This window comes from Rossellomorea sp. YZS02, from assembly GCF_033963925.1.
Classification (GTDB): Bacteria; Bacillota; Bacilli; order Bacillales; family Bacillaceae_B; genus Rossellomorea.
Window position 1 is genome coordinate 145,647 of record NZ_JAXBLY010000001.1, and the last position, 21,359, is coordinate 167,005.

The 21,359-nt window shown below is 44.6% G+C and carries 19 protein-coding genes and 1 pseudogene; 2 read left to right on the forward strand and 18 right to left on the reverse strand.

From position 1 onward, the window contains the following. Window positions 1-10: 10 nt before the first annotated feature. The 8 genes and pseudogenes from dtd to SLH55_RS00780 form a co-directional block, all read right to left on the reverse strand. Window positions 11-442 (reverse strand): annotated as a pseudogene (gene dtd, locus SLH55_RS00745) (D-aminoacyl-tRNA deacylase); the annotation flags it as partial. 28 nt (window positions 443-470) lie between these two features. Then, a complete protein-coding gene (locus SLH55_RS00750) occupies window positions 471-2,660 on the reverse strand; it encodes a bifunctional (p)ppGpp synthetase/guanosine-3',5'-bis(diphosphate) 3'-pyrophosphohydrolase (RefSeq protein WP_320322290.1) in 2,190 nt (729 codons plus the stop codon). A gap of 918 nt (window positions 2,661-3,578) precedes the next feature. Next, the gene (locus SLH55_RS00755; RefSeq protein ID WP_219166860.1) at window positions 3,579-4,091 is read right to left on the reverse strand and encodes an adenine phosphoribosyltransferase; all 513 of its coding nucleotides are present in this window, start codon (window positions 4,089-4,091) and stop codon (window positions 3,579-3,581) included. Continuing rightward, window positions 4,082-6,445 (reverse strand): single-stranded-DNA-specific exonuclease RecJ, encoded by a 2,364-nt coding sequence (gene recJ, locus SLH55_RS00760; RefSeq protein ID WP_320322291.1) that lies wholly within the window; start codon window positions 6,443-6,445, stop codon window positions 4,082-4,084. Before recJ ends, SLH55_RS00755 begins: the two co-directional genes overlap by 10 nt. Before the next feature lie 317 nt (window positions 6,446-6,762). Further along, window positions 6,763-7,098: a lipopolysaccharide assembly LapA domain-containing protein gene (locus SLH55_RS00765; protein WP_219166858.1), complete on the reverse strand. Its 336-nt coding sequence runs from the start codon at window positions 7,096-7,098 to the stop codon at window positions 6,763-6,765. A gap of 15 nt (window positions 7,099-7,113) precedes the next feature. Further along, entirely contained in the window at window positions 7,114-8,040 is a 927-nt protein-coding gene (locus SLH55_RS00770; protein ID WP_320322292.1) for a cation diffusion facilitator family transporter, read from the reverse strand. Window positions 8,041-8,144: 104 nt separating this feature from the next. Next, window positions 8,145-10,409, reverse strand: coding sequence for a protein translocase subunit SecDF (secDF, locus tag SLH55_RS00775; protein ID WP_320322293.1), 2,265 nt, complete (start codon window positions 10,407-10,409; stop codon window positions 8,145-8,147). 129 nt (window positions 10,410-10,538) lie between these two features. Continuing rightward, window positions 10,539-10,859: a post-transcriptional regulator gene (locus tag SLH55_RS00780; RefSeq protein ID WP_219166855.1), complete on the reverse strand. Its 321-nt coding sequence runs from the start codon at window positions 10,857-10,859 to the stop codon at window positions 10,539-10,541. 125 nt (window positions 10,860-10,984) lie between these two features. Here SLH55_RS00780 and spoVB point away from each other — a divergent pair, with 125 nt between their 5' ends. Beyond that, window positions 10,985-12,535 (forward strand): stage V sporulation protein B, encoded by a 1,551-nt coding sequence (gene spoVB / locus SLH55_RS00785; protein WP_320322294.1) that lies wholly within the window; start codon window positions 10,985-10,987, stop codon window positions 12,533-12,535. A 47-nt stretch (window positions 12,536-12,582) separates the two neighbouring features. Here the strand turns inward: spoVB and SLH55_RS00790 are convergent, their stop codons facing one another. After that, window positions 12,583-13,227, reverse strand: coding sequence for a DUF421 domain-containing protein (locus tag SLH55_RS00790; RefSeq protein ID WP_219166853.1), 645 nt, complete (start codon window positions 13,225-13,227; stop codon window positions 12,583-12,585). 68 nt (window positions 13,228-13,295) lie between these two features. Then, on the reverse strand, window positions 13,296-14,591 hold the full coding sequence (locus SLH55_RS00795; protein WP_320322295.1) for an ArsB/NhaD family transporter: 1,296 nt from the start codon (window positions 14,589-14,591) through the stop codon (window positions 13,296-13,298). Between the two features lie 162 nt (window positions 14,592-14,753). Here SLH55_RS00795 and SLH55_RS00800 point away from each other — a divergent pair, with 162 nt between their 5' ends. Then, window positions 14,754-15,125, forward strand: a complete 372-nt coding sequence (locus SLH55_RS00800) for a TIGR04086 family membrane protein (protein WP_219166851.1) — start codon at window positions 14,754-14,756, stop codon at window positions 15,123-15,125. A 62-nt stretch (window positions 15,126-15,187) separates the two neighbouring features. Here the strand turns inward: SLH55_RS00800 and yajC are convergent, their stop codons facing one another. The 8 genes from yajC to SLH55_RS00840 all read right to left on the reverse strand — a co-directional run bounded on the left by yajC (window position 15,188) and on the right by SLH55_RS00840 (window position 21,258). Further along, window positions 15,188-15,460 (reverse strand): preprotein translocase subunit YajC, encoded by a 273-nt coding sequence (yajC, locus tag SLH55_RS00805; protein ID WP_219166850.1) that lies wholly within the window; start codon window positions 15,458-15,460, stop codon window positions 15,188-15,190. Window positions 15,461-15,502: 42 nt separating this feature from the next. Continuing rightward, window positions 15,503-16,642 (reverse strand): tRNA guanosine(34) transglycosylase Tgt, encoded by a 1,140-nt coding sequence (tgt, locus tag SLH55_RS00810; protein WP_226673232.1) that lies wholly within the window; start codon window positions 16,640-16,642, stop codon window positions 15,503-15,505. Window positions 16,643-16,692: 50 nt separating this feature from the next. Then, window positions 16,693-17,718: a tRNA preQ1(34) S-adenosylmethionine ribosyltransferase-isomerase QueA gene (queA, locus tag SLH55_RS00815; RefSeq protein ID WP_320322296.1), complete on the reverse strand. Its 1,026-nt coding sequence runs from the start codon at window positions 17,716-17,718 to the stop codon at window positions 16,693-16,695. Between the two features lie 39 nt (window positions 17,719-17,757). Next, window positions 17,758-17,964, reverse strand: a complete 207-nt coding sequence (locus SLH55_RS00820; RefSeq protein WP_219166848.1) for a DUF2905 domain-containing protein — start codon at window positions 17,962-17,964, stop codon at window positions 17,758-17,760. Then, window positions 17,961-18,962 carry a Holliday junction branch migration DNA helicase RuvB gene (ruvB, locus tag SLH55_RS00825; protein ID WP_219166847.1) on the reverse strand — a complete coding sequence of 334 codons (1,002 nt, stop codon included), beginning with the start codon at window positions 18,960-18,962 and terminating at the stop codon, window positions 17,961-17,963. The genes SLH55_RS00820 and ruvB overlap by 4 nt, the downstream gene beginning before the upstream one ends. 24 nt (window positions 18,963-18,986) lie before the next feature. Beyond that, window positions 18,987-19,598 (reverse strand): Holliday junction branch migration protein RuvA, encoded by a 612-nt coding sequence (gene ruvA, locus SLH55_RS00830; RefSeq protein ID WP_226673235.1) that lies wholly within the window; start codon window positions 19,596-19,598, stop codon window positions 18,987-18,989. Window positions 19,599-19,809: 211 nt separating this feature from the next. Further along, window positions 19,810-20,358 carry an intercompartmental signaling factor BofC gene (locus SLH55_RS00835; RefSeq protein WP_219166845.1) on the reverse strand — a complete coding sequence of 183 codons (549 nt, stop codon included), beginning with the start codon at window positions 20,356-20,358 and terminating at the stop codon, window positions 19,810-19,812. Window positions 20,359-20,520: 162 nt separating this feature from the next. Further along, complete coding sequence (locus SLH55_RS00840; protein WP_219166844.1) at window positions 20,521-21,258, reverse strand: YhcN/YlaJ family sporulation lipoprotein; 738 nt, start codon at window positions 21,256-21,258, stop codon at window positions 20,521-20,523. Window positions 21,259-21,359 lie beyond the last annotated feature (101 nt).

The following is a 21,359-nucleotide window of genomic DNA, read 5'->3' on the forward strand; positions in this document are numbered from 1 at the left end:
GATCTGCCTTTTATGATGATTTACTTTCGATCAATAGGGTAACAGGGCCATCATTCGTGAGATTCACATCCATCATCGCTCCAAAAACACCTGTGGCAACCCTCACACCTTTGTCTTCCAGTAAAGTATTGAAATAGTCATAGATCACTTCTGCATGGTCCGGTTTGGCTGCATTCATGAAGTTCGGTCTTCTGCCTTTACGGACGTCGCCATACAGGGTGAATTGGGAAATGGAAAGGATCTCTCCCTCAACATCCAGCAGTGAATGGTTCATCTTACCTTCATCATCTTCGAAGATTCGCAGGTTTACAACCTTATCCGCAGCATAACGTGCATCCTCTTCCGTATCTTCATGGGTGATTCCTACAAGAAGGACAACACCTGAACGGATTTCTCCCTTTACTTCTCCATCAACAGTGACGGAGGCTTCTTTACTTCTTTGCTAAACAACTCTCATAAAGAAATCTCCTTTAGTTCATGATTCTTCTTACGGCATAAATATCTGAAATCTGTTTGATTCTTTCTACCACTTTGTGCAAATGGGAAATGTTTTGAATTGAAATCGACATATTGATGGTAGCCACTTTGTTCCGATCCGATTTCCCACTAACGGCTGATATATTTGTCTTCGTTTCATTCACCGCCTGAAGAACTTCATTCAGAAGGCCTCTGCGATCATAACCGGAAATTTCAATATCAACATTGTATTCTTTCCGGTCATTCCCATCACTTTCCCACGATACAGGAATGAGACGCTGCTCCACTTCATCTGCCATGACGTTCGTACAATCAGCACGGTGCACAGACACACCACGGCCCTTCGTAATAAAGCCGACGATTTCATCCCCTGGAACCGGACTGCAGCAACGGGATAATCGGATGAGGAGATTATCGATACCCTCCACCTGTACACCCGCATCTTTTTTGCGCTTGACAGGTTGAGCATTCAATTCCTTCATCGTTTCTTCCAGGCTGTCTTCCTGTTCACGCTGCTTCCGGTGTTTTTCTGTTAAACGGTTGGCGATTTGTGCGGCTGTGATTCCGTTATAACCAACCGCTGCATACATATCATCCTCGTTGGAGAAATTGAATTTCTCGGATACCCGTTTGATATTTTCCGGATTCAGGATTTCCTTCACATCGAAATCCTGATTTTTGATTTCTTTTTCGACCAGCTCACGGCCCTTTTCAATATTTTCTTCCCTGCGCTGCTTCTTGAAGAACTGCTTGATCTTATTCTTCGCCTGGGAAGTTTGGGCAAGCTTCAGCCAATCCTGGCTCGGGCCGTATGAATGTTTGGACGTGAGAATCTCAATGATATCCCCCGTCTTCAGCTTGTAATCAAGCGTGACCATTTTTCCGTTGACCTTGGCACCAATCGTTTTATTCCCGATCTCGGAGTGGATCCGGTAGGAAAAATCGATGGGAACCGATCCCGACGGCAATTCCAATACGTCTCCTTTAGGAGTGAATACAAAAACCATATCGGAAAAAAGATCGATTTTAAGAGACTCCATGAATTCTTCAGCATTAGCAGATTCATTCTGGAACTCCAATATTTCCCTGAACCAGGAAAGCTTTTTCTCAAAGGAAACAGGTTCGTTGGCTTCTTTTCCTTCTTTATAGGCCCAGTGTGCCGCTACCCCGTACTCAGCGATCTGGTGCATTTCAAGAGTCCTGATTTGCACTTCAAGGGGGTCACCCTTGGGACCGATGACCGTCGTATGAAGCGATTGATACATATTCGGCTTCGGCATGGCAATATAATCCTTGAATCTGCCGGGCATAGGTTTCCAGCATGTATGGACAATACCGAGTACGGCGTAACAATCCTTGATGCTGTCAACAACGACACGTACGGCGAGCAGATCATATATTTCATTGAATTGTTTATTTTGAAGGGCCATTTTACGGTAGATGCTGTAGATATGCTTTGGTCGCCCTGAGATTTCGGCCACGATTTTCACGTCGCCCAATTTATCCTTCACCTCATTGACGACTTCTTCCAGATACTCTTCACGCTCAGCACGTTTTTTCTTCATGAGATTGACAATCCGATAATACTGTTGAGGATTCAAATACCTCAGCGACGTATCTTCTAATTCCCACTTAATCTTTGAAATTCCCAGACGATGCGCCAATGGAGCAAAGATTTCAAGGGTTTCATTTGCAATTCTACGCTGCTTCTCTTGTGGTAAATGCTTCAATGTCCTCATGTTATGAAGGCGGTCTGCCAATTTAATGAGGATGACCCGGATATCCTGAGCCATCGCCACAAACATTTTCCGGTGATTTTCAGCCTGCTGCTCTTCATGGGACTTGTATTTAATCTTCCCTAGCTTTGTCACCCCATCTACGAGCATGGCCACTTCCGCATTGAACGCTTTCTCAATTTCACCAAGAGAAATACCCGTATCCTCCACTACATCGTGAAGAAACCCGGCTGCGACGGTTGCTGGATCCATCTCGAGATCCGCAAGTATCCCCGCTACCTGAATGGGATGGATGATGTAGGGTTCACCAGACTTACGGTATTGCTCACTATGAGCGTCCCTTGCGTACTCATATGCCTTCTGGACCATTTCTACATGCTCATCGTTTAAATATGCTCTTGTCTTATCAATAACCTGTTCAGGGGTTAGTACTTGATCTTTAGCCATGATCAAAATCACCTTTGTATTTAAATTTAGTTCATTATTGTTCGATTTTTAATGATTGTTACTATTATCAAAAAAAAAAGAGCTTCTGTAAAGTGTTTAGAGAAAAATTCTCAGAATCCATCTAATTTTGTCGAGATATGTCAAATGTATAGATGATTTATTAATTAAAGGCTGTTTTCGTAAACATTGTTGCTTTTGGATGTAGCGAGTGCTGGTTGATTTCCGCTACAGGTGCTCGCTTTCCGCGGGGCTGGCGGTGAGCCTCCTCGGCTGCGCCTGCGGGGTCTCACCTGTCCAGCTACGGCGGCTAGCCCCTCGAGGTCATAAGCTAAATGGCCCAAGAAGGCAAAAGAACGCCTTCTTAGCCCATTCATCTTATGCTTGTCGGGGCTAAACAAGCCGCCTCCGCTTTTCGAACTGTCCAGCTTTTCCCGCAGGAGTCGATCACCTGCAGCGAGAATCAACTATCCAGAAGAAATGTTTTACTATCATAAAGGAAATGTGGAGATTGCTTATACCGCTGTTTTTTCATTCGTTTTAGTGAACGATTTTATTTAATCATACTTACTTTAACCTTCCATAACCGATGTTCACGTTCTATTTTGCTCTGTCAACACTTACTACTTTAGAGGGTGAAGGGAACTGCTTAGACTCCTACGGAAAACGGGCGTGCCGAGACCCCGGAAGCGGTTTTTGCTGAGGAGGCTCGGCCGAACGTCCGTGGAAAGCGGAGCAGTTCCCTTCACCCTCCTGCATCACAACTTAAATGACAGAACATCCTAAATCTTAGTTTGTATGAAAATACAACAATCATTGCGAAATGATTTAAATAAAAAAATAAGGGCTGACACGTTTTCCAAATGTCAGTCCCTTATTTCAGTATATCACAAATTGTATATGTTTATTAGATTTGAAAAATTAGTATTGCATTAATGTCATGATATCATAGTTGTCTAGCTTGTCGCGGCCGTCAAGGTATGTTAATTCAATTAAGAATGCTGTACCCGCAACGATTCCGCCCAGTTCTTCTACAAGCTTGATCGTTGCTTCGATTGTTCCACCGGTAGCAAGTAAGTCATCCGTGATGAGTACACGCTGGCCGGGCTTGATGGCATCTTTATGGATCGTCAGTGCATCTTTACCGTATTCCAGGCCGTATTCCTTCTGGATCGTTTCACGTGGTAATTTACCAGGTTTACGCACCGGGGCAAAACCTACTCCCAAAGCGTATGCGACTGGGCAGCCGATGATGAATCCGCGTGCTTCAGGTCCAACGACAAGGTCGATTTGTTTTTCTTTTGCATATTCGACGATTTGATCTGTTGCGTATCTATATGCATCACCATTATCCATCAAGGTCGTGATGTCTTTAAATTTGATTCCTTCTTTAGGCCAGTCCTCAACGATTGTAACATATTGTTTTAAGTCCATGCTTTTACTTCCTCCTCAATTGTAACAGACTCTTCCATCCTTTCATTAAACCAAGTCTTCAACTCTTGATAGGAAGAATATAACAATTCGTTTTCAAGCTCGTATTGTTGTTGTTTCTTCTGATATGTTCGAGATTCTGAAAGATCTTTCTTGGTTTTCTCAGGATTGAGAGAAATAAATCCATTCACTATTGTAACAAACTTCAAATCAAAAAACACCTGTGACATGAAATCGATTGTTTCTTTTGACCATCCTTTGTACTTGGCAAGATCATCCCCATGTTTATTCAGGTCAAATGATCCCCGTTTGGACAAAAATCCATAATACCATTTGAAATGGTCACGGGTCGGCATCGTACTGAAGAAATGATCTTCCTCTTGAAAGAAATGAGCATAAATACGATGTGGCTTACCCTTTTTTAACAGGTCTTCAAGTAATGGCTTGGAAGTCGGGAGATCCAAAAGCACGAGACTTGCCTTATTCATGGATACACCTTCCAAACTCGAATGATCCTCCAATAAGAACACTTCATCTTTCGAGAGATTCAGTTTGTCCAACGTGGATGGATGAAAGCAAACCAGCCTCTTATTTTCTTCAGGAATGAGGGCGTTCCACTTATGGACCTGTTTGATGCCCCGCACATCGAATAACTGCCAATGATCGATTTTTACATCATGCAGAAACACCTGTGGTTTTTTTCGGTTATTCCACTCATTTATGGATAATTCACCAATTACAGAAGCGTTCGAAAATGGTGTCATATGGTCTGCCAGTTCACCGAGACCGAAACCAACACCGTCCAATTGAATACCATTGTTTTCAAGGACCAGCTTCAAGTGATTCTGTTGTGATCCGATTTTTTTATAATGTCCGATGCTTACATCTTCAAGAATCCATTTCGGCTTTGGATTCTTCATCCCGAACGGTGCCAGGAGTTGAAGCTTTTCAATGGACTCCACTGAAATTTCGTCCACGGTGACGGTAGCATCTAGCTGTGTGACCGGGATGAAGTCATCCGGCGAAAGTTCTGTCTCTGCCAGTTCATTCAACCGGTTCCTTAGCTGGTCGACATCTTCTAGTTGCAGGGTCATACCCGCAGCCATCGGATGGCCACCAAAGTGGGGGAGGATATCCCTGCACGTGGAAAGATTCTTGAATAAATCAAATCCGACGATGCTTCTCGCCGATCCCTTTGCAGTCCCTTTTTCAGAATCATAGCTGAGCACGATGGTCGGTCGATAAAACTTATCCACAAGTCGCGATGCAACAATTCCCACGACCCCTGGATTCCAGCCTTCTTTCCCGATGATGAGAACAGCGTTATCCTTCAGGGGAAAGTCGTTCTCCACCATCTCAACTGCTTCCTCGGTCATTTGAGCAACGATTGATTGCCTCTCCTTATTCAAACCATCGATTTCTTCCGCAAGAGCTTTTGCTTCCTCTGTATCTTCTGTCAGCATAAGATCGACAGCAGGGTCCGCATCCCCTAAACGACCAACCGCATTGATTCTTGGAGCAATCATGAATCCAACCGTCTCTTCCGTTATCTCATGTTGATGGGCATTGCCAATTTTGCATAATGCTTTAATCCCCAATCGGTTTGAAACCCGAAGCTGTGCAAGACCTCTTTTAGCCAGGATGCGGTTCTCTCCTCTTAAAGGAACGAGATCGGCAATGGTTCCAATTGCTGCAAGATCAAGTAAATGGGTCGGTAATTCACCGTACAGGGCATGGGCCAGTTTGAAAGCGACCCCCACTCCCGCAAGTTCCCCAAATGGATATGAAGTGCCTTCGACTTTCGGATGAAGAAGAGCATATGTTTCTGGTAATTCAGGTCCAGGTTCATGGTGATCCGTTATGATCAGGTCCATTCCAAGCTCTTTCGCCAATTTCGCTTCGTTGACAGCAGATATTCCCGTATCTACTGTGATGATAAGTGAGAAGTCCTCATCCTTTGCCCAGCGGAATGCTCCTTCGTTCGGTCCATATCCTTCTGAAAACCGGTTGGGGATATAGAATTCCACCTCTGCCCCAAGATCTCTCAGGACCGTCATCATAACCGACGTCGAGCTGACCCCGTCCGCATCATAGTCACCGTAAACAAGAATTCTCTCTCCGTCTTGGATGGCTTTATGGATTCGTTCCGTTGCTTTTTTCATATCTTCAAATAAAAAGGGATCGTGAAATAAGTCGCCTGTATCAAATAAAAAATTCCGGGCTTCTTCAACATCTTCCAAGTCCCGGTTCAACAATAATTTTGCTACAAGCGAGGGTACTTTTAGTTCATTTGCAAGTTCTGTTATTTTATGTTCGTCTGATTCTGTCATAATCCAACGTGTTTTTGAATGTAACATACGTTCACCCCTCAACCTTACTCATTATACAAAAGTGGAGGAGTTGTTTCAATGTTAATGACAGTCTGGGAAAAGAAGAACGTTGAGTATACTTGGATGCGGGATGCCCCTCTGGTTAAAACGGGCCATTATTGGTGAGAAACCAGACGAAGTGGGAATAATCCGGCCGTTTCCTTCCCTAATTCAGCGGATTTTGCTGAAATCCGGCAGAAATCAACCTTCATCCAGCTAAATTACATTTTCATCCAAACAAATCCCAACAACTTACGCTCCTCTAATACAAAAAAAAGCCCGGCGGCAAAAGCCACCAAGCTCATTCATTCCCCCACGTCCCCTACTGAGTCAGGAGCGCGCTTTTTTAACGGGATATCTTCGGTCTTTTGTTTATGGATCCCTTCTGCCTGTTCCCTCAATAACATATTTTCTTTTTCAAGGGATTTGACCTTTCGCTGGATGACGAATAGCCGAAACAGTCCAACGGAACCTACAATGATCCCGCCCATGAAGACAGATCCAAGTATAACTAAAATAAGAGGCCAGTCTGACTCACCGAATAAATAGTTGACGGTGACGGGATCTACGTTGATGACAGCGAATATCGAAACCACCAGCGCAAAGAATATACCCAATAATAAAGTCCATTGAAATTTCATGAGGAGTCCCTCCCTTTAACTTAAGTCTATTTGATCATCACTTTCTTCAGAAGCAGGATTGAATGGATTGATATGAATAAACACATCGTTTACATTCGATTCTTCCAAAAGCTTCTCTTTCACTTTCTTCCCTACCCGGTGACCCTCTTCTACCGTCATAAAAGGATCAACGCTGATCTTTAGATCGATGATGACGTAGTGCCCATGCTCCCTTGCATGAAGCTCGTTGATTTCTTTCACTTCCGGGACGGACTCCACGATCTTTCGGAACGGCACGATGTCTTCCTCGTGCATAACGTGATCGAGTGTCGTATGTATCGATTCCGCCCCCAAATGCCAAGCCATCTTAAGAACAAGGAGGGAAACGAATATTCCCGCGACGGGATCTGCATAAACCAGCCAGCCTATATCGAACTTTCCTCCAAGGATGGAAGCTGAAATCCCTACGAGGGCTGCAATGGAAGAAAACACATCCGAACGATGCTCATACGCATTAACGATCAGAGCATCACTCTTTATTCTTTTACCCAACCGATATTTATATTGAAACATCGCTTCCTTTACGACAATGGAGACAATGACCGCATAAATCGCAATGGATGTAGGAGGACTAAGGGGATGAAAAAATGATTCAATCGATGACTTCCCGATTTCAATTCCTACCAGGAACAATAGGACAGCCACGATAATCGCCGCGATGGACTCCGCTTTTCCGTGACCATAAGGATGATCCTGATCAGGAGGCTGCTTGGCGGCACGCAGACCGATAAAGACGGCAAGGGACCCTGCAACATCCGATGCAGAATGGACCGCATCAGCAATGAGGGCCCTACTATTCCCGAGTATTCCTGCAGCCCACTTTATTATCGCCAACAAGATATTGCCCACCACACCAATCATGGCGGCAAATTCTGCTTTCTTAAAACGATCCTCATGGTTCATATATGACGCCTCCCTTATAACTCCTATTATTGTAACCCAATGCCGTAAAAAAACAAAAAAGAACAGGTCCGGGAAGATATACTCCCCTGACCTGTTCTTCATCATTATACTTGCGGTTCATCCGACCAGGTTTTCTTTTCTCTTACAGTTTTGATGGTACCTTTTTTCTTCAATTCTTTCTTCTTCATGACAAGCCATACTTGTGATGCGATGAAAACAGAAGAATAAGTACCGGAAATCAATCCGACAAGTAACGCGATGGAGAAGTTACGGATGGACTCACTTCCGAAGATCATGAGTGCAAGTACCGTAAATACAACGGTAAGGACGGTGTTAACTGAACGCCCCATCGTTTGCCTGATACTCTGGTTCACCACGTCTTCAATGTCTTTATCCGTCTTCAATCTACGTTTCTTATGCAGGTTCTCCCTGAGCCTGTCGAAGGTGACGATCGTATCATTAATCGAGTACCCGACAATCGTCAGGACGGCTGCAATGAACGTGATATCCACTTCAAGCCTTGTGAGACTGAAGAACGCGATGATGAAGAATGCATCATGCAGGAGGGCAAGGATCGCACCCATTGCCATTCTCCATTCAAATCGGATCGTGACGTAAATGATGATTCCGACAGAAGCAATTGCCACAGCAATCATGGCGTTTTGTGCAAGCTCTTTCCCAATGACGGGAGAAACGGTGCTGATACTCGGTTCAGCTCCGTAAAGCTTATTGAAGTGGTCCTTTAGTGTAGCGATATCATCCTTATTCAGATCATCCGTATAGCGGACGACCGCAATATTATCTTTATCTCCTGAGATGACGACATCCTCAGAAGGCAGATTAATTTCCTTCAGTTCGTCCTGAATCTGTTCGGTCTTCAGGCTTTGATCAGCCAGAACTTCCATCCGGGATCCGCTGACAAAGTCAATTCCAAGATTTAATCGGAAAATGGCCAGGATGATGATACCTGCCGTAATGAGTACCGCTGACAAAGTAAAGAATTTCTTTCGCTGTGCTGCGAAATCAAAGCGGTCAAACCGGGTAGGGAGATCCAGTGTATCGTAGTTCTCCGCCAAGTCCTTGATTTCGGATTTTTTTACGCCGAACCATCCCGGCTTTTTATTAAAGATACGGCTGTTCACCCAAAGGCCGAGTAACAGTCGTGAACCCCATACCGCCGTAATGAAGCTTGTCAGGATACTGACAATCAGCATCGTTGCGAATCCTTTGACCGAACTTGTCCCATAGAAGAAGAGAACGGCCGCTGCAAGGATGGTCGTTACGTTGGCATCCAGGATCGTCAGGAAAGAAGATTTATTACCTGCCTGGAAGGCCGAACGTATCGGCTTCCCGACCCGCATCTCCTCTTTGATCCGTTCATATGTGATGATATTCGCATCGACGGCCATTCCCACACCAAGGATAAGGGCTGCAATTCCCGGCAGGGTCAGGACCCCGTTCATCATATCGAAAATTAACAGTATCAAGTAAATATAAACTGAAAGGGTGATCGTTGCGATCAGTCCCGGGAAACGGTAATACGCAATCATGAATAAGAAAATGATCGCGATCCCGATGATCCCTGCAGTGACTGTCTTATCCAGTGCCTGCTGACCGAATTGTGCTCCAACGGATGTTGAATATTTTTCATCCAGTTTAACCGGAAGTGCACCTGCATTTAAAAGGGACGCAAGATTCTGGGCACGCTCAACCGTGAAGTTCCCTTCAATGATGACTTCATCCGAGTTAATCGGCTTACTCACCGCCGGGTCAGAGATGAATTTCGGATCCGCTTTCCCTGTTTCAGCTTTGTAAGAATCTTTTCCTTCCTCGAAATCAAGCCAGATAACCAGCTGATTCTGAGGATACATAGCTGAGATTTCCTTCGTTAATTCATAGAATTTAGAGCGATCTTTCAACTTTAATGAAACAATCGGATTGTTTTTGTCATCAAATGTCTGTTTCGCAGATCCAGACGCAAGATCCGAACCGTCCAGACGGACTTTATCGTTTACGTCACGGAACGTCAGATTGGCTTGAGTGGAAAGGATTTCCCTTGCCTCGTTCTGATCCTCCACACCAGCAAGTTGAACACGGATGCGGTTCCCGTCTTCAATTTGGATGTTGGGTTCACTGACTCCCAATACGTTGATACGCTTGTCGAGTGCATCCGCTGTATTGGCGACGGTCTCTTTCGTGATTTCCTGACCTTTTTTGATAGGCTGAACTTCGTAAAGAACTTCAAACCCTCCCTGAAGGTCCAATCCCAGTTTGATGTTATCGACTATGCTCTTCGTAGTTCCTCCCATAGTACCTGCAAGCAATACCACAAGTATAAAGAAGGCAATTATTCGGCCACGCTTTACCATTATGTATAGATCCTCCTTGCCGTTTTAAAAACCATACAAACTATGTGCTTAAAAAAGTAATATAATTCCTGAATTCTTCAACATTCTCATTATCTACGAGAAAGAAAAGAGTGTCAATTTCTTTTCGGACTATTTTCCATTCTTATTCGGGCGAAGCAGCTCATTCAATTCATCTTCATTCACTTCGGCAAACCAATTGGGAGACCGATATGCTTCAATGGTCTCAAAGCTCATATACTCTCCAGGCTTGACCGTTAACACATCACTCACCAATTGAAAGAATTTCATATCCACATCAGGCTTTTTCCATTTTTTCTTCGTTAAGTAGGCCCATAGGCGGTCAGTGTCTGCCTTTCCGTAGCCAAGCACTTCGAATTCTTCTACTTTGCTAACAAGCGCTGGTACTAATGATTCATAAAAACGGTCATAAGGATGCTGATTGTTCTTCATACCCCGTTCACCCCATCTGGGCTATATTTAGCCGGAATTGTTCACTACTTGTCATGCTTTGTCCACCCTTGTGCATATACATCATTGTATACGATTATACCAATTTTGAGAAGGCAGGGAATTTTATGTCAAAATTTCTGAAAGGCACCATGATCTTAATGATGGCCGCCTTTATTACTAGAATATTAGGATTCGTCAATCGGATCGTCGTTGCCAGGTTCATCGGGGAAGAGGGCGTCGGGCTATTTATGATGGCATTCCCTACACTCATTCTCGTCATCACCATCACTCAACTTGGACTTCCTGTCGCCATCTCGAAAAATGTAGCTGAAGCAGAATCAAAGGGTGATATCCGGAAAGTAAAAAAAATATTGGTGGTGTCTTTATCCCTTACCATGGGATTATCGATTATCTTCACCCCGGCTCTCATTCTACTTGCCCCTTACTTAACAGACGTATTGTTCACCGATGACCGGATCTATTATCCGTTGGTCGCCATCGCCCCGATCATTCCGATCGTAGCGGTCTCATCTGTCATCAGGGGGTATTTCCAGGGCCGTCAGAACATGAAACCGTCTGCTTATTCCCAGGTTATCGAGCAAGTGGTCCGGATTACGCTGATTGCCTTATTGACCAAAACCTTCCTGCCTTACGGTATTGAATATGCAGCCGCCGCTGCCATGGTGGCCTCGGTACTTGGAGAACTCGCTTCCCTTCTCTATCTGTTCGCAAGCTTCAAGGTTAAAAAGAAGTTCAAGATCAGACGCAACTTCTTCACCTCGATCCGGAATGGTCGGGAAACGTTCAATGAGCTCATGAGTGTGGCCCTGCCTGCGACAGGCAGCAGGATGATCGGGTCGATTGCCTGGTTTTTTGAACCGATCGTGGTAGCCAACAGTCTTGCCCTCGCTGGAGTGGCGGCGGGAATGGCGACGAAGCAGTATGGTTCATTGACAGGATACGCACTCCCCCTTTTGTTCCTTCCATCTTTCGTAACCTTGTCATTATCTCAATCTCTTGTACCGGCCATAAGCGAAGCCAATTCTCAAAAAAACTTCAGCTTAATCGAGCACAGACTTCAGCAGGCTCTAAGATTCTGCCTGATCACCGGTGGGATATCAGTTGTCATCCTTTACATTTATGCGGAGCCACTCATGCAGGTCATGTACGGCAATGAAAACGGGGCAGGTTTCCTCATGATCATGGCACCCTTCTTTTTATTTTATTATTATCAGGGACCATTACAGGCCGTTTTGCAGGCATTGAACCTTGCCAGGGCCGCCATGATCAACAGCCTCATAGGTGCCGTCGTCAAAACCGGCGTCATTTTTGTTCTTGCGTCACAGCCTGCTTTCGGTATTAACGGGGCTGCTCTCGGAATCGTGACGGGATTCATGCTCGTGACCCTGCTTCACTTCATGACGATCTTGAAATATATCCCGATGACGATTTACGCGAGGGATTATGTGAAGACAATCATCGTCCTTTTGGTAACCGGAATATGGGGCCACTACTCATACCTTCACCTGTTTGATGACGAGTCGGCAGTATTCCGCCTGCTATTCGGGGTCATGACTTCCACAATTTTGTACACACTGCTCTCCATCGGCCTGAAACTCATCGTGAAAAACGACCTTGCCAGGATACCGTTCATCAAACGATTCATCACTCCTTAGTCTCCCAAATAAAAAATACTCCTTAAATGTTTAAGGAGTATTTTTTATTACTGGTTTTTTTCATCAATATAAAACTGTCCATTTTGAAAGCTGCAAAAGGAGATTTCCTGAATGTTTTTGAACCCCCGTTCCCTCAATTCCTTCCGTAACCAAAAGGCTGTTTTGCCGATCATATCAAGATGGGTGGTTTGGACCTGCCCATCCAGGATCAAAGGCAGGGTAAGGGAGTGAGGAGTCTTTTTATCTTTCTTTAACACCGATAATTTCCCCGAAGGTTCCAATATGGCGAATTCAACATCAGCCAGATTAAAGATATCCTTTTCCCTTAACTGAAGTAATAAATCATCGTAATTATACCGCTGTTTCTTCATGGCTTTGTCATCGATTTTTCCATTATGAATGATGACGGAGGGCTTTCCGTCCAATAACTCCCGGAAGGATTTAGAGCGCAGGGAAAACCATGCAAACAGAATCTGTATAAGGACGATGACCGCCATAGGAAGAACCGTATGAATGATCGGGTCATCGGGCTGTTCGATGGCCATGACCGCCATCTCTGCAATCATCATGAATACGACCAGATCCAGAATGCTTAATTCCCCGATCTCCCTCTTACCCATGATTCGGAATATGAATATGATCAAAAAATAAAGAAAAAGAGTGCGTGCAATGATGATAACGTATTCCTCCATTGCTTTTCCCTCCCTACACATGTCATTATGTAGTATCGACAGAAGGACAAAATAAATCGGAGGAATATTTATCCACCAAGAAACGGGCGAATATACTTGAAATACACATAGAGTGTGGAAACAGCAAGGGATATGATTGTGACGGGAACACCGATAAGCAAATATTGATAAAATTTGATATGTACATTTTCCTTCGATGCAAGTCCTGCGATGACCAGGTTAGAAGAAGACCCAAGAAGCGTCCCATTCCCACCAAGGCAAGCCCCGAGAGCCAATGACCACCATAATGGGTCCATATTGACCATGCCGAACTCACCGAATTCCTGAATGACGGGAATCATGGCCGCCACAAACGGGATATTATCCACTACTGCAGAAAGTAAGCCGGTTCCCCATAGGATGACAAACGCCGTTTTCTTCATATCCCCATCCGTCGCCCGCAGTATTTCACGTGCGATTTCATCAATGAATCCTGCCTCTTCAATCCCCCCTACAAGTAGGAACAGGCCCATAAAGAAAAAGAGCGTTCCCCATTCCACCTCTCTAAGGACCGATTCAGGCGGGTGAATTTTCTCCAGGAGCAGGAGGAGCAGGACGGCCCCCGCCAGGGATACTGTGGTCACATCAAGGTGAAAAATTGGATACACTGAAAACCCCACGAGAACCAATGCCAGTACAAATATGGACTGGAACAATCCCCTATTCTTCTTTAAATACTCGGCAGGATCAATGCCCTTCAGCAACAGCTTCCTATCCTCTTTCACATGAAGCACTTCCCTGTACAGGACACACATGATCAAAAGTGTCACACCATAGACCATCAAAACGACAGGTAACAAATTTTCCAGAAAGGCATTGAACGTAAAGTGCTTCACTGCCTGGCCGATCATCATATTAGGGGGATCACCAATAAGCGTTGCCGTCCCGCCTATATTACAGGCAAGGATCGTCATGATCAGAAAAGGGATGGGCGGAAGTTCAAGAAGCCTGGTCAGTTTGAAAAGGATCGGTACCAGCAGCATGGCAATCGTGACGTTTGCCAAAAAAGCCGAACCCACTGCAGCGAGAGAAGAAAACACGATTAGGAGCGCCAGCCCATTCCCGTTCACCCATTTGGCGACCTTAATGGCAATAAACTCGAATACCCCCGTTTTGCTTGTGATCGTTACGATCAGCATCATGGAAAACAAAAGAGTAATGGTTTTCCAATCAATGTAGGTGAATAGAGCCTTTTCAATTGGAAATGCGCCTATCAGAAGCATGGCGACCCCACCTGCCATGGCAGCAAGTACACGATTCCACTTTTCAGTCATTAAAAGCATATAAACAGTAACGAATACAATCAATACAATCATCGGGGACATGGTCACTCACTCCTTATCCTAAAAGGAAGTTTCATACTAGTCTATGAGGCTTGACCACTGAAAATTTCTAGTCTTTTTTACAATGGACAGGAATATGCTTGTACTAATACGGAATAAAATTATCGAGATAGAAGGGAGAGGACCGTCATCGAAGCAAAAAAAATGGGTGGTGCCGTCCTTTATGGAGCGACTACCATATTTGTCATAGCGATTGTTGCAAGCTTATTATTCTCTTTACTGCTCAGGTTCACTAATCTTACCGAAAGCTCCATCACGCTATTTGTCACCATCATTTCGTTCCTATCATTGTTTGTTGGTGGATTCATGTCAGGTGGAAAGGGAAAAACAAAAGGATGGATGCTGGGAGGGTCGACAGGACTCATTTATACGCTTGTCATCTTCTTATTTCAATACCTCGGTTATGACAGCCTCTTTTCAATGGAACAGCTTATTTATCACGGCTGCTACATCCTCACAGCCATGATGGGAGGAATACTTGGTGTGAATATGAGTGGCGGTACAAGAGAAGATTAGAACAGAAATAAAAAGGGTTCCTCTCAAAGTGCCGAGGCACGATGATGAGGAACCCTTTTTAATTAAACCTGCTCAGCTCTAACGACTTCCCTGATCGCATTACGATCATATGTAAGACGGCTGCCGTCACCACAAAGGATGACTATTTTACCTTCTTCAATGGCATCGATTGATCCGTGTAAACCGCCAATCGTGATGATTCTATCACCCTTCGCAAGCTCATTTTGCATTTTTGAGATCGCTTTTTGACGCTTTTGCTGAGGACGGATCAGTAAAAAATAAAACAGAACAAACATTAAAATCAAAGGTAGTATTGTTCCTAAACTTCCTCCCATTCTTTTCCCCTCCTTTCACTGAATTATTTATAGCATGCTTTTTTAGAAGTTTTTCGCATCTGGACGGTTGAAGCCGTACTGCTCGAAAAATTCTTCCCTAAAGTCTCCTAGACGATCTTCACGAATCGCTTGTCTGACTTGCTCCATCAATTTTAACAGAAAATGAAGGTTATGATAAGTCGTAAGGCGAATTCCGAACGTTTCGTCACATTTGATTAAATGACGGATATAGGCACGGCTGTAATTTTTACACGTGTAGCAGTCACAATTTTCGTCTATCGGCCTGAAATCCCTTGCAAATTTGGCGTTTTTCACAACAAGACGCCCTTCACTTGTCATAAGGGTACCATTACGGGCAATTCGGGTTGGAAGCACGCAATCGAACATATCGATTCCTCGCATTGAACCATCGATCAATGAATCCGGAGATCCAACTCCCATAAGGTATCGAGGTTTATCTGAAGGAAGATGAGGAGTCGTGAAATCAAGTACACGGTTCATGACGTCCTTAGGCTCTCCGACAGAAAGTCCACCGACGGCATAACCCGGGAAGTCCATGGAAACAAGATCGCGGGCACTTTGCTTACGTAATTCTTCGTATTCCCCTCCCTGTACAATTCCAAATAACCCTTGATCCTGTGGTCGCTGGTGAGCTTCCAGACAGCGTTCAGCCCAACGTGAGGTGCGCTCCACAGAACTCTTCATATAGTCATATTCTGCAGGGTAAGGTGGACATTCATCGAATGCCATCATGATATCCGAGCCCAATGCATTCTGAATCTCCATCGCTTTCTCCGGACTGAGGAAAAGTTTATCCCCGTTCAGATGATGACGGAAATGGACCCCTTCCTCTTCAATCTGGCGAAGCTTACTTAAACTGAACACTTGGAAGCCGCCTGAATCGGTCAGGATGGCACGATCCCAGTTCATGAATTTATGAAGGCCCCCCGCTTCTCTTATGATTTCATGGCCCGGACGTAGCCAAAGATGATAGGTATTACTAAGGATGATGCCGGATTCCATGGATTTCAGATCCTCAGGGGACATCGTTTTCACCGTAGCCATCGTCCCCACAGGCATGAAGGCAGGGGTTTCAAATGAACCGTGTGGTGTATGGACCCGGCCCAATCTTGCACCGGTTTGTTTACATGTTTTAATCAATTCGTATTTTATTGCAGTCAACTTGGGAATTCTCCTTCCAATTTCCATTGGGTTTTCTTATATTTCAATCATTATTTAATCAACATGGCATCGCCGAAGCTGAAGAAGCGATACTTCTCTTTAACGGCCGTTTCATAGGCATGCATCACGTTTTCCTGACCTGCAAACGCACTGACCAGCATGATCAGGGTCGACTTCGGCAGATGGAAATTCGTAATCAGACCATCGATCCCTTTAAACTCGTATCCAGGATAGATGAATATATTCGTCCAGCCATTCTCTTCCACGAACGTGCCGTGTTTTGAAGCAATGGTCTCAAGTGTCCGGGTGGATGTCGTTCCGACTGTAACGATGCGCCCTCCATTTGCCCTTACTTCATTTAATAGGCGGGCAGTCCCCTCAGAAACCTGATAGAACTCAGCATGCATGTCATGTTCCTCGATTGTGTCCACAGATACCGGTCTGAAGGTTCCGAGGCCAACATGCAGAGTAATGAATGCAATATGAACACCTTTATCCCTCAGCTCATCCAACAGTTCCTCGGTAAAGTGAAGGCCCGCGGTTGGAGCAGCAGCTGAACCTCTTTCTTTGGCAAACACTGTTTGATAGCGGTCCTGTTCTTCCAGGCGTTCCCGGATATATGGAGGCAAAGGCATTTCCCCCAATTCATCCAGCACTTCATAAAAAATCCCTTCATACGAGAATTCAAGGATCCTCCCGCCATGTTCTTTCATATCGACACAGGTTGCTTTTAACTTCCCGTCACCGAACACGATCTCCGTTCCGACCCGGATCCGTTTAGCCGGCTTCACCAGGGTCTCCCACTGGTCCCCATCTTCCTGTTTTAAGAGGAGCACTTCTATATTGGCCCCTGTACCTTCTTTTTGCCCAAAAAGACGAGCCGGCAATACCCGTGTATCATTCAAGACGAGGCAATCCCCTTCTTCCAGGTAATCGGTAATTTGTTTAAAACGGATATGATCCATGGAACCATCTTCTTTATCCAGCACCATCAATCTACTCTCGGAGCGGTTCTCAAGAGGGGTCTGGGCAATTAGTTCTTCAGGTAAATGAAAATCAAAATCTTCTACTTTCACCATTTTTCACCTAGCTTATGTAAATCTCACTATTGAGTCCTATTTGAATCTCCCGATTATATAAAAGATAACGGAAAGTATAACACTAATCAGAATAGAAGTCATAAGTGGAAAATAAAATGTTGTGTTTTCTTTTTTGATGATAATATCACCAGGGAGCTTCCCTATTTTAATGAATTGCATGAGGAAGCCAATCACCAGTATGATTCCACCGATGATCATGACGAACTTGGGCAATCCGGTCATTTGTTCGGCACCTCCAATTGGAAATGGTCATATACAAGATGTGTGACGACCCTTCCCCTTGGTGTCCTCTGGATGAACCCGATCTGTAATAGATACGGTTCGTAAACATCTTCAATCGTATGGGACTCCTCACCGATACTTGCAGCGATGGTATCAAGCCCCACAGGTCCTCCCCTGAAGCGTTCAATGATTCCTTTAAGAAGCTTATGGTCGATATGATCAAGACCCAGCTTATCGACTTGAAGAAGTTCCAGGGCTTCCCTTGAAAGTGAGGTGGTAATATCACCATTCCCTTTCACCTGGGCAAAATCCCTTACCCTTCTGAGTAATCGATTCGCGATTCGGGGTGTCCCTCTTGATCTCCGGGCCAATTCTTCAGAAGCCTTCGCTTCGATCTTCGTGTTCAGTATGGCAGCGGTCCGCTGAACAATTTCGTTCAGCTGCTCTTCATTATAATATTCCAACCGGCATAAAACACCAAATCGATCTCGAAGCGGAGCCGACAGTGCGCCGGCACGGGTCGTCGCCCCCACCAGCGTGAAAGGAGGGAGATCCAAACGGACTGATCGTGCACTGGGACCATTCCCGATGACGATATCCAGACAAAAGTCTTCCATGGCCGGATAAAGAACCTCTTCTATGGCCCTGGGCAGCCTGTGGATCTCATCGATGAACAATACATCACCAGGCTCAAGTGCCGTCAGTACCGCTGCCAAGTCTCCCGGCCTCTCGATGGCAGGTCCTGAAGTGGTCCGCAGATTCACTCCCATTTCATTGGCTATGACCGCGGCAAGGGTTGTCTTACCCAACCCGGGTGGACCGTAAAGCAGGACATGATCGAGAGTTTCCTCCCGCATTTTTGCCGCTTCGATGAAAACCTCCAGATTATGCTTCACCTTATCTTGCCCTATATATTGTTTTATTGTCTGAGGACGCAAGGAATATTCAAAGGAATCTTCATTTAATTCTGATTCGCCTGATACGATTCTGTCTTCCATTTAGACTTCCTCCTTCCTTTGGCTTTATTTCAATAGAAGTTGAAGGGCTTTTCGGATGATTTCGTCTGAAGAATGCCCTTCCCCTTTCAATTTAGGAGTGATTTTCTTTATTTCACGTTCAGAGTAGCCAAGGGCTTTAAGGGCAAGGATTGCTTCATCAAAGGCCTCGTCCTTCACGCTTGATACTGCTGTTTCCTCATGATTCGAAAATAGACTGGGAAAATAATCCGGAACAACATCCTGAAGCTTTCCTTTTAGATCCAGGATCATTTGACGGGCAGTCTTCTTCCCGACACCGGGAAACTTTGTCAGGAAGCTTTCATTCTCTTCTTCGATGGCTGAAATCACCTGCTGAGGGGCACCTGATGCCAAAATCGCCAAAGCTCCCTTTGGACCAATCCCTGAAACATTTAATAGTTTCATAAATAGCAGCTTCTCTTCAATGGCAAGAAACCCGTAAAGGGCAATAAGATCTTCTCTCACATGCTGATATGTAAAAATCTGAATCTCTTGATTCTGATATTTTGAATAAACAAAAGGATTGGCTGTATACAACTGATAGCCTATTCCATTATTCTCCACCACTACGTATTCTGGACCCACTTGACTGACTGTCCCTCTTATATATTCATACATTCCATTCTCTCCCTATTTACATCTCACTGTTTCGTCACTCATCCACCATCCAATGGACATATAAAATCTATTGTATCATATCACTATTTAAAGGGATGGGAAAGAGAGATCAAAGAGAAACACTTGTTCTAATTTTAACAAATATCGTTATTCTTGGGCAGGGGAAATTCAGCAATAAAAAAACCAGTGATCTATGCACTGGTTTTCATTCTTATTTAGGAACGGAATAGGCCTTAAATTGTTCGAGCACCTCTTCATACTCCTGCTTCGACTTGATGGGGATGCCTTTGACAAGATCATCATGGCGTTTACTCTCAAGCTTCTCTACGTCTATCTGAAAGAAGGACTGAATGATCTCCGCCTGTCCAGGTTTGCCGTTGAATATAGACAGTACACCTTTATCTGATATACCGAAGTATCCATTGGTTTTTAAAAGGGGTGAAATATCATCCATTTTTTTCTGGAACACGATTTGTTCTTCCGTCATATCCATCAGCTGCCAATCATCATATGCAGCCCAAAAGTCTTCCATGCTCCAAATCGTTTCCTGAACGATTTCCTCGCTCACTTCACCATCCAGATATACTCTCTCCAGTATAACCGTGACCGTATGGGCAGATGCGACCTCAGCAGGCGTATCGTTCAGTGTCTCCAGGGAACTGCCGTCAGCAGCCTGCTTTTCCTCCGTATAAAAAAACGTGAAATAAAATGCACCGACTAACAACAACACCATAAACACGATTCGAACCTTCATCGTCATCGTGATCACCTCGAACTTGATTTATGTAAATCTCTATCCACTAGTCTTGCCAAAGCCTGTTAAGAATATCCAAACTCCTTCAAACTTTTTAGGGACGGACTTTCCCGGATTTCAAAAAAAAAGACTGCTTAAAGAAACGTTTCTTTAAGCAGCCCACTTTCATTAACGGCTCATGCGGTCCTTCACTGATCGGAACATATCATGAATGTCAAAGTTGATTGCTTCCCTTGGACCACCGTCACGTAAATCATTATCAATGTTTCTCACCCGACTGAATGTTCCCTCATCTGTCACCACAGAAACCGTTCTTCCATGGAGATAAGGCTGTACTGCTTCTTTCACACGGGCTTTTGTTTCCTCGGCTTTACTATGGTCATCCACTTCTATTGCTATGAGGACATCCGAACCATAGGCGACGGCACGAACATCACTGACATTCTTGACATTCCCTGTCACGTCCCCTATCTTCTCAGCCAGATCTCCTTCATATGCTGTATAATACGATCTCCTTGCGTCACGGGTATTATCATCAAGATGACCGTGATAATTGGCATCTCCGTGGCTCGCACGGCCATCCCTTGCTAAGAAATTCTCATCATAATTGGCAAGCGGCCGTGAAGGATTCTTTGGATTTCCGCTCTCATCTCTCACTTGTAAGAATTGGCGCTTCTTCTGACGGATATCCTGCCCTTCTTTTCCAACAGAATGATCATACATTTCAGTTAGAGGTCCGTCCCTCTCATCCCGGTTGTCTCCCCCGTGTCCATCGTTGGAGTAGAAGCCGAGTGGCTCGTAGGAGTCTGTATAACGGTCTTGAGCTTTTTCTTCTCCACTATTACATGCAGCAAGACCCAGGGTCATGACGGCTGTTAACGGTACCATGAATAATCGTTTATTCAATGGTGATTCCTCCTTCAACCCAAACTTTGAGCATAATATCTGCTCACCATTAGGTTGTGAAAAGAGGAATCAAATCATTCGAACAATGTTTGGAGACATCC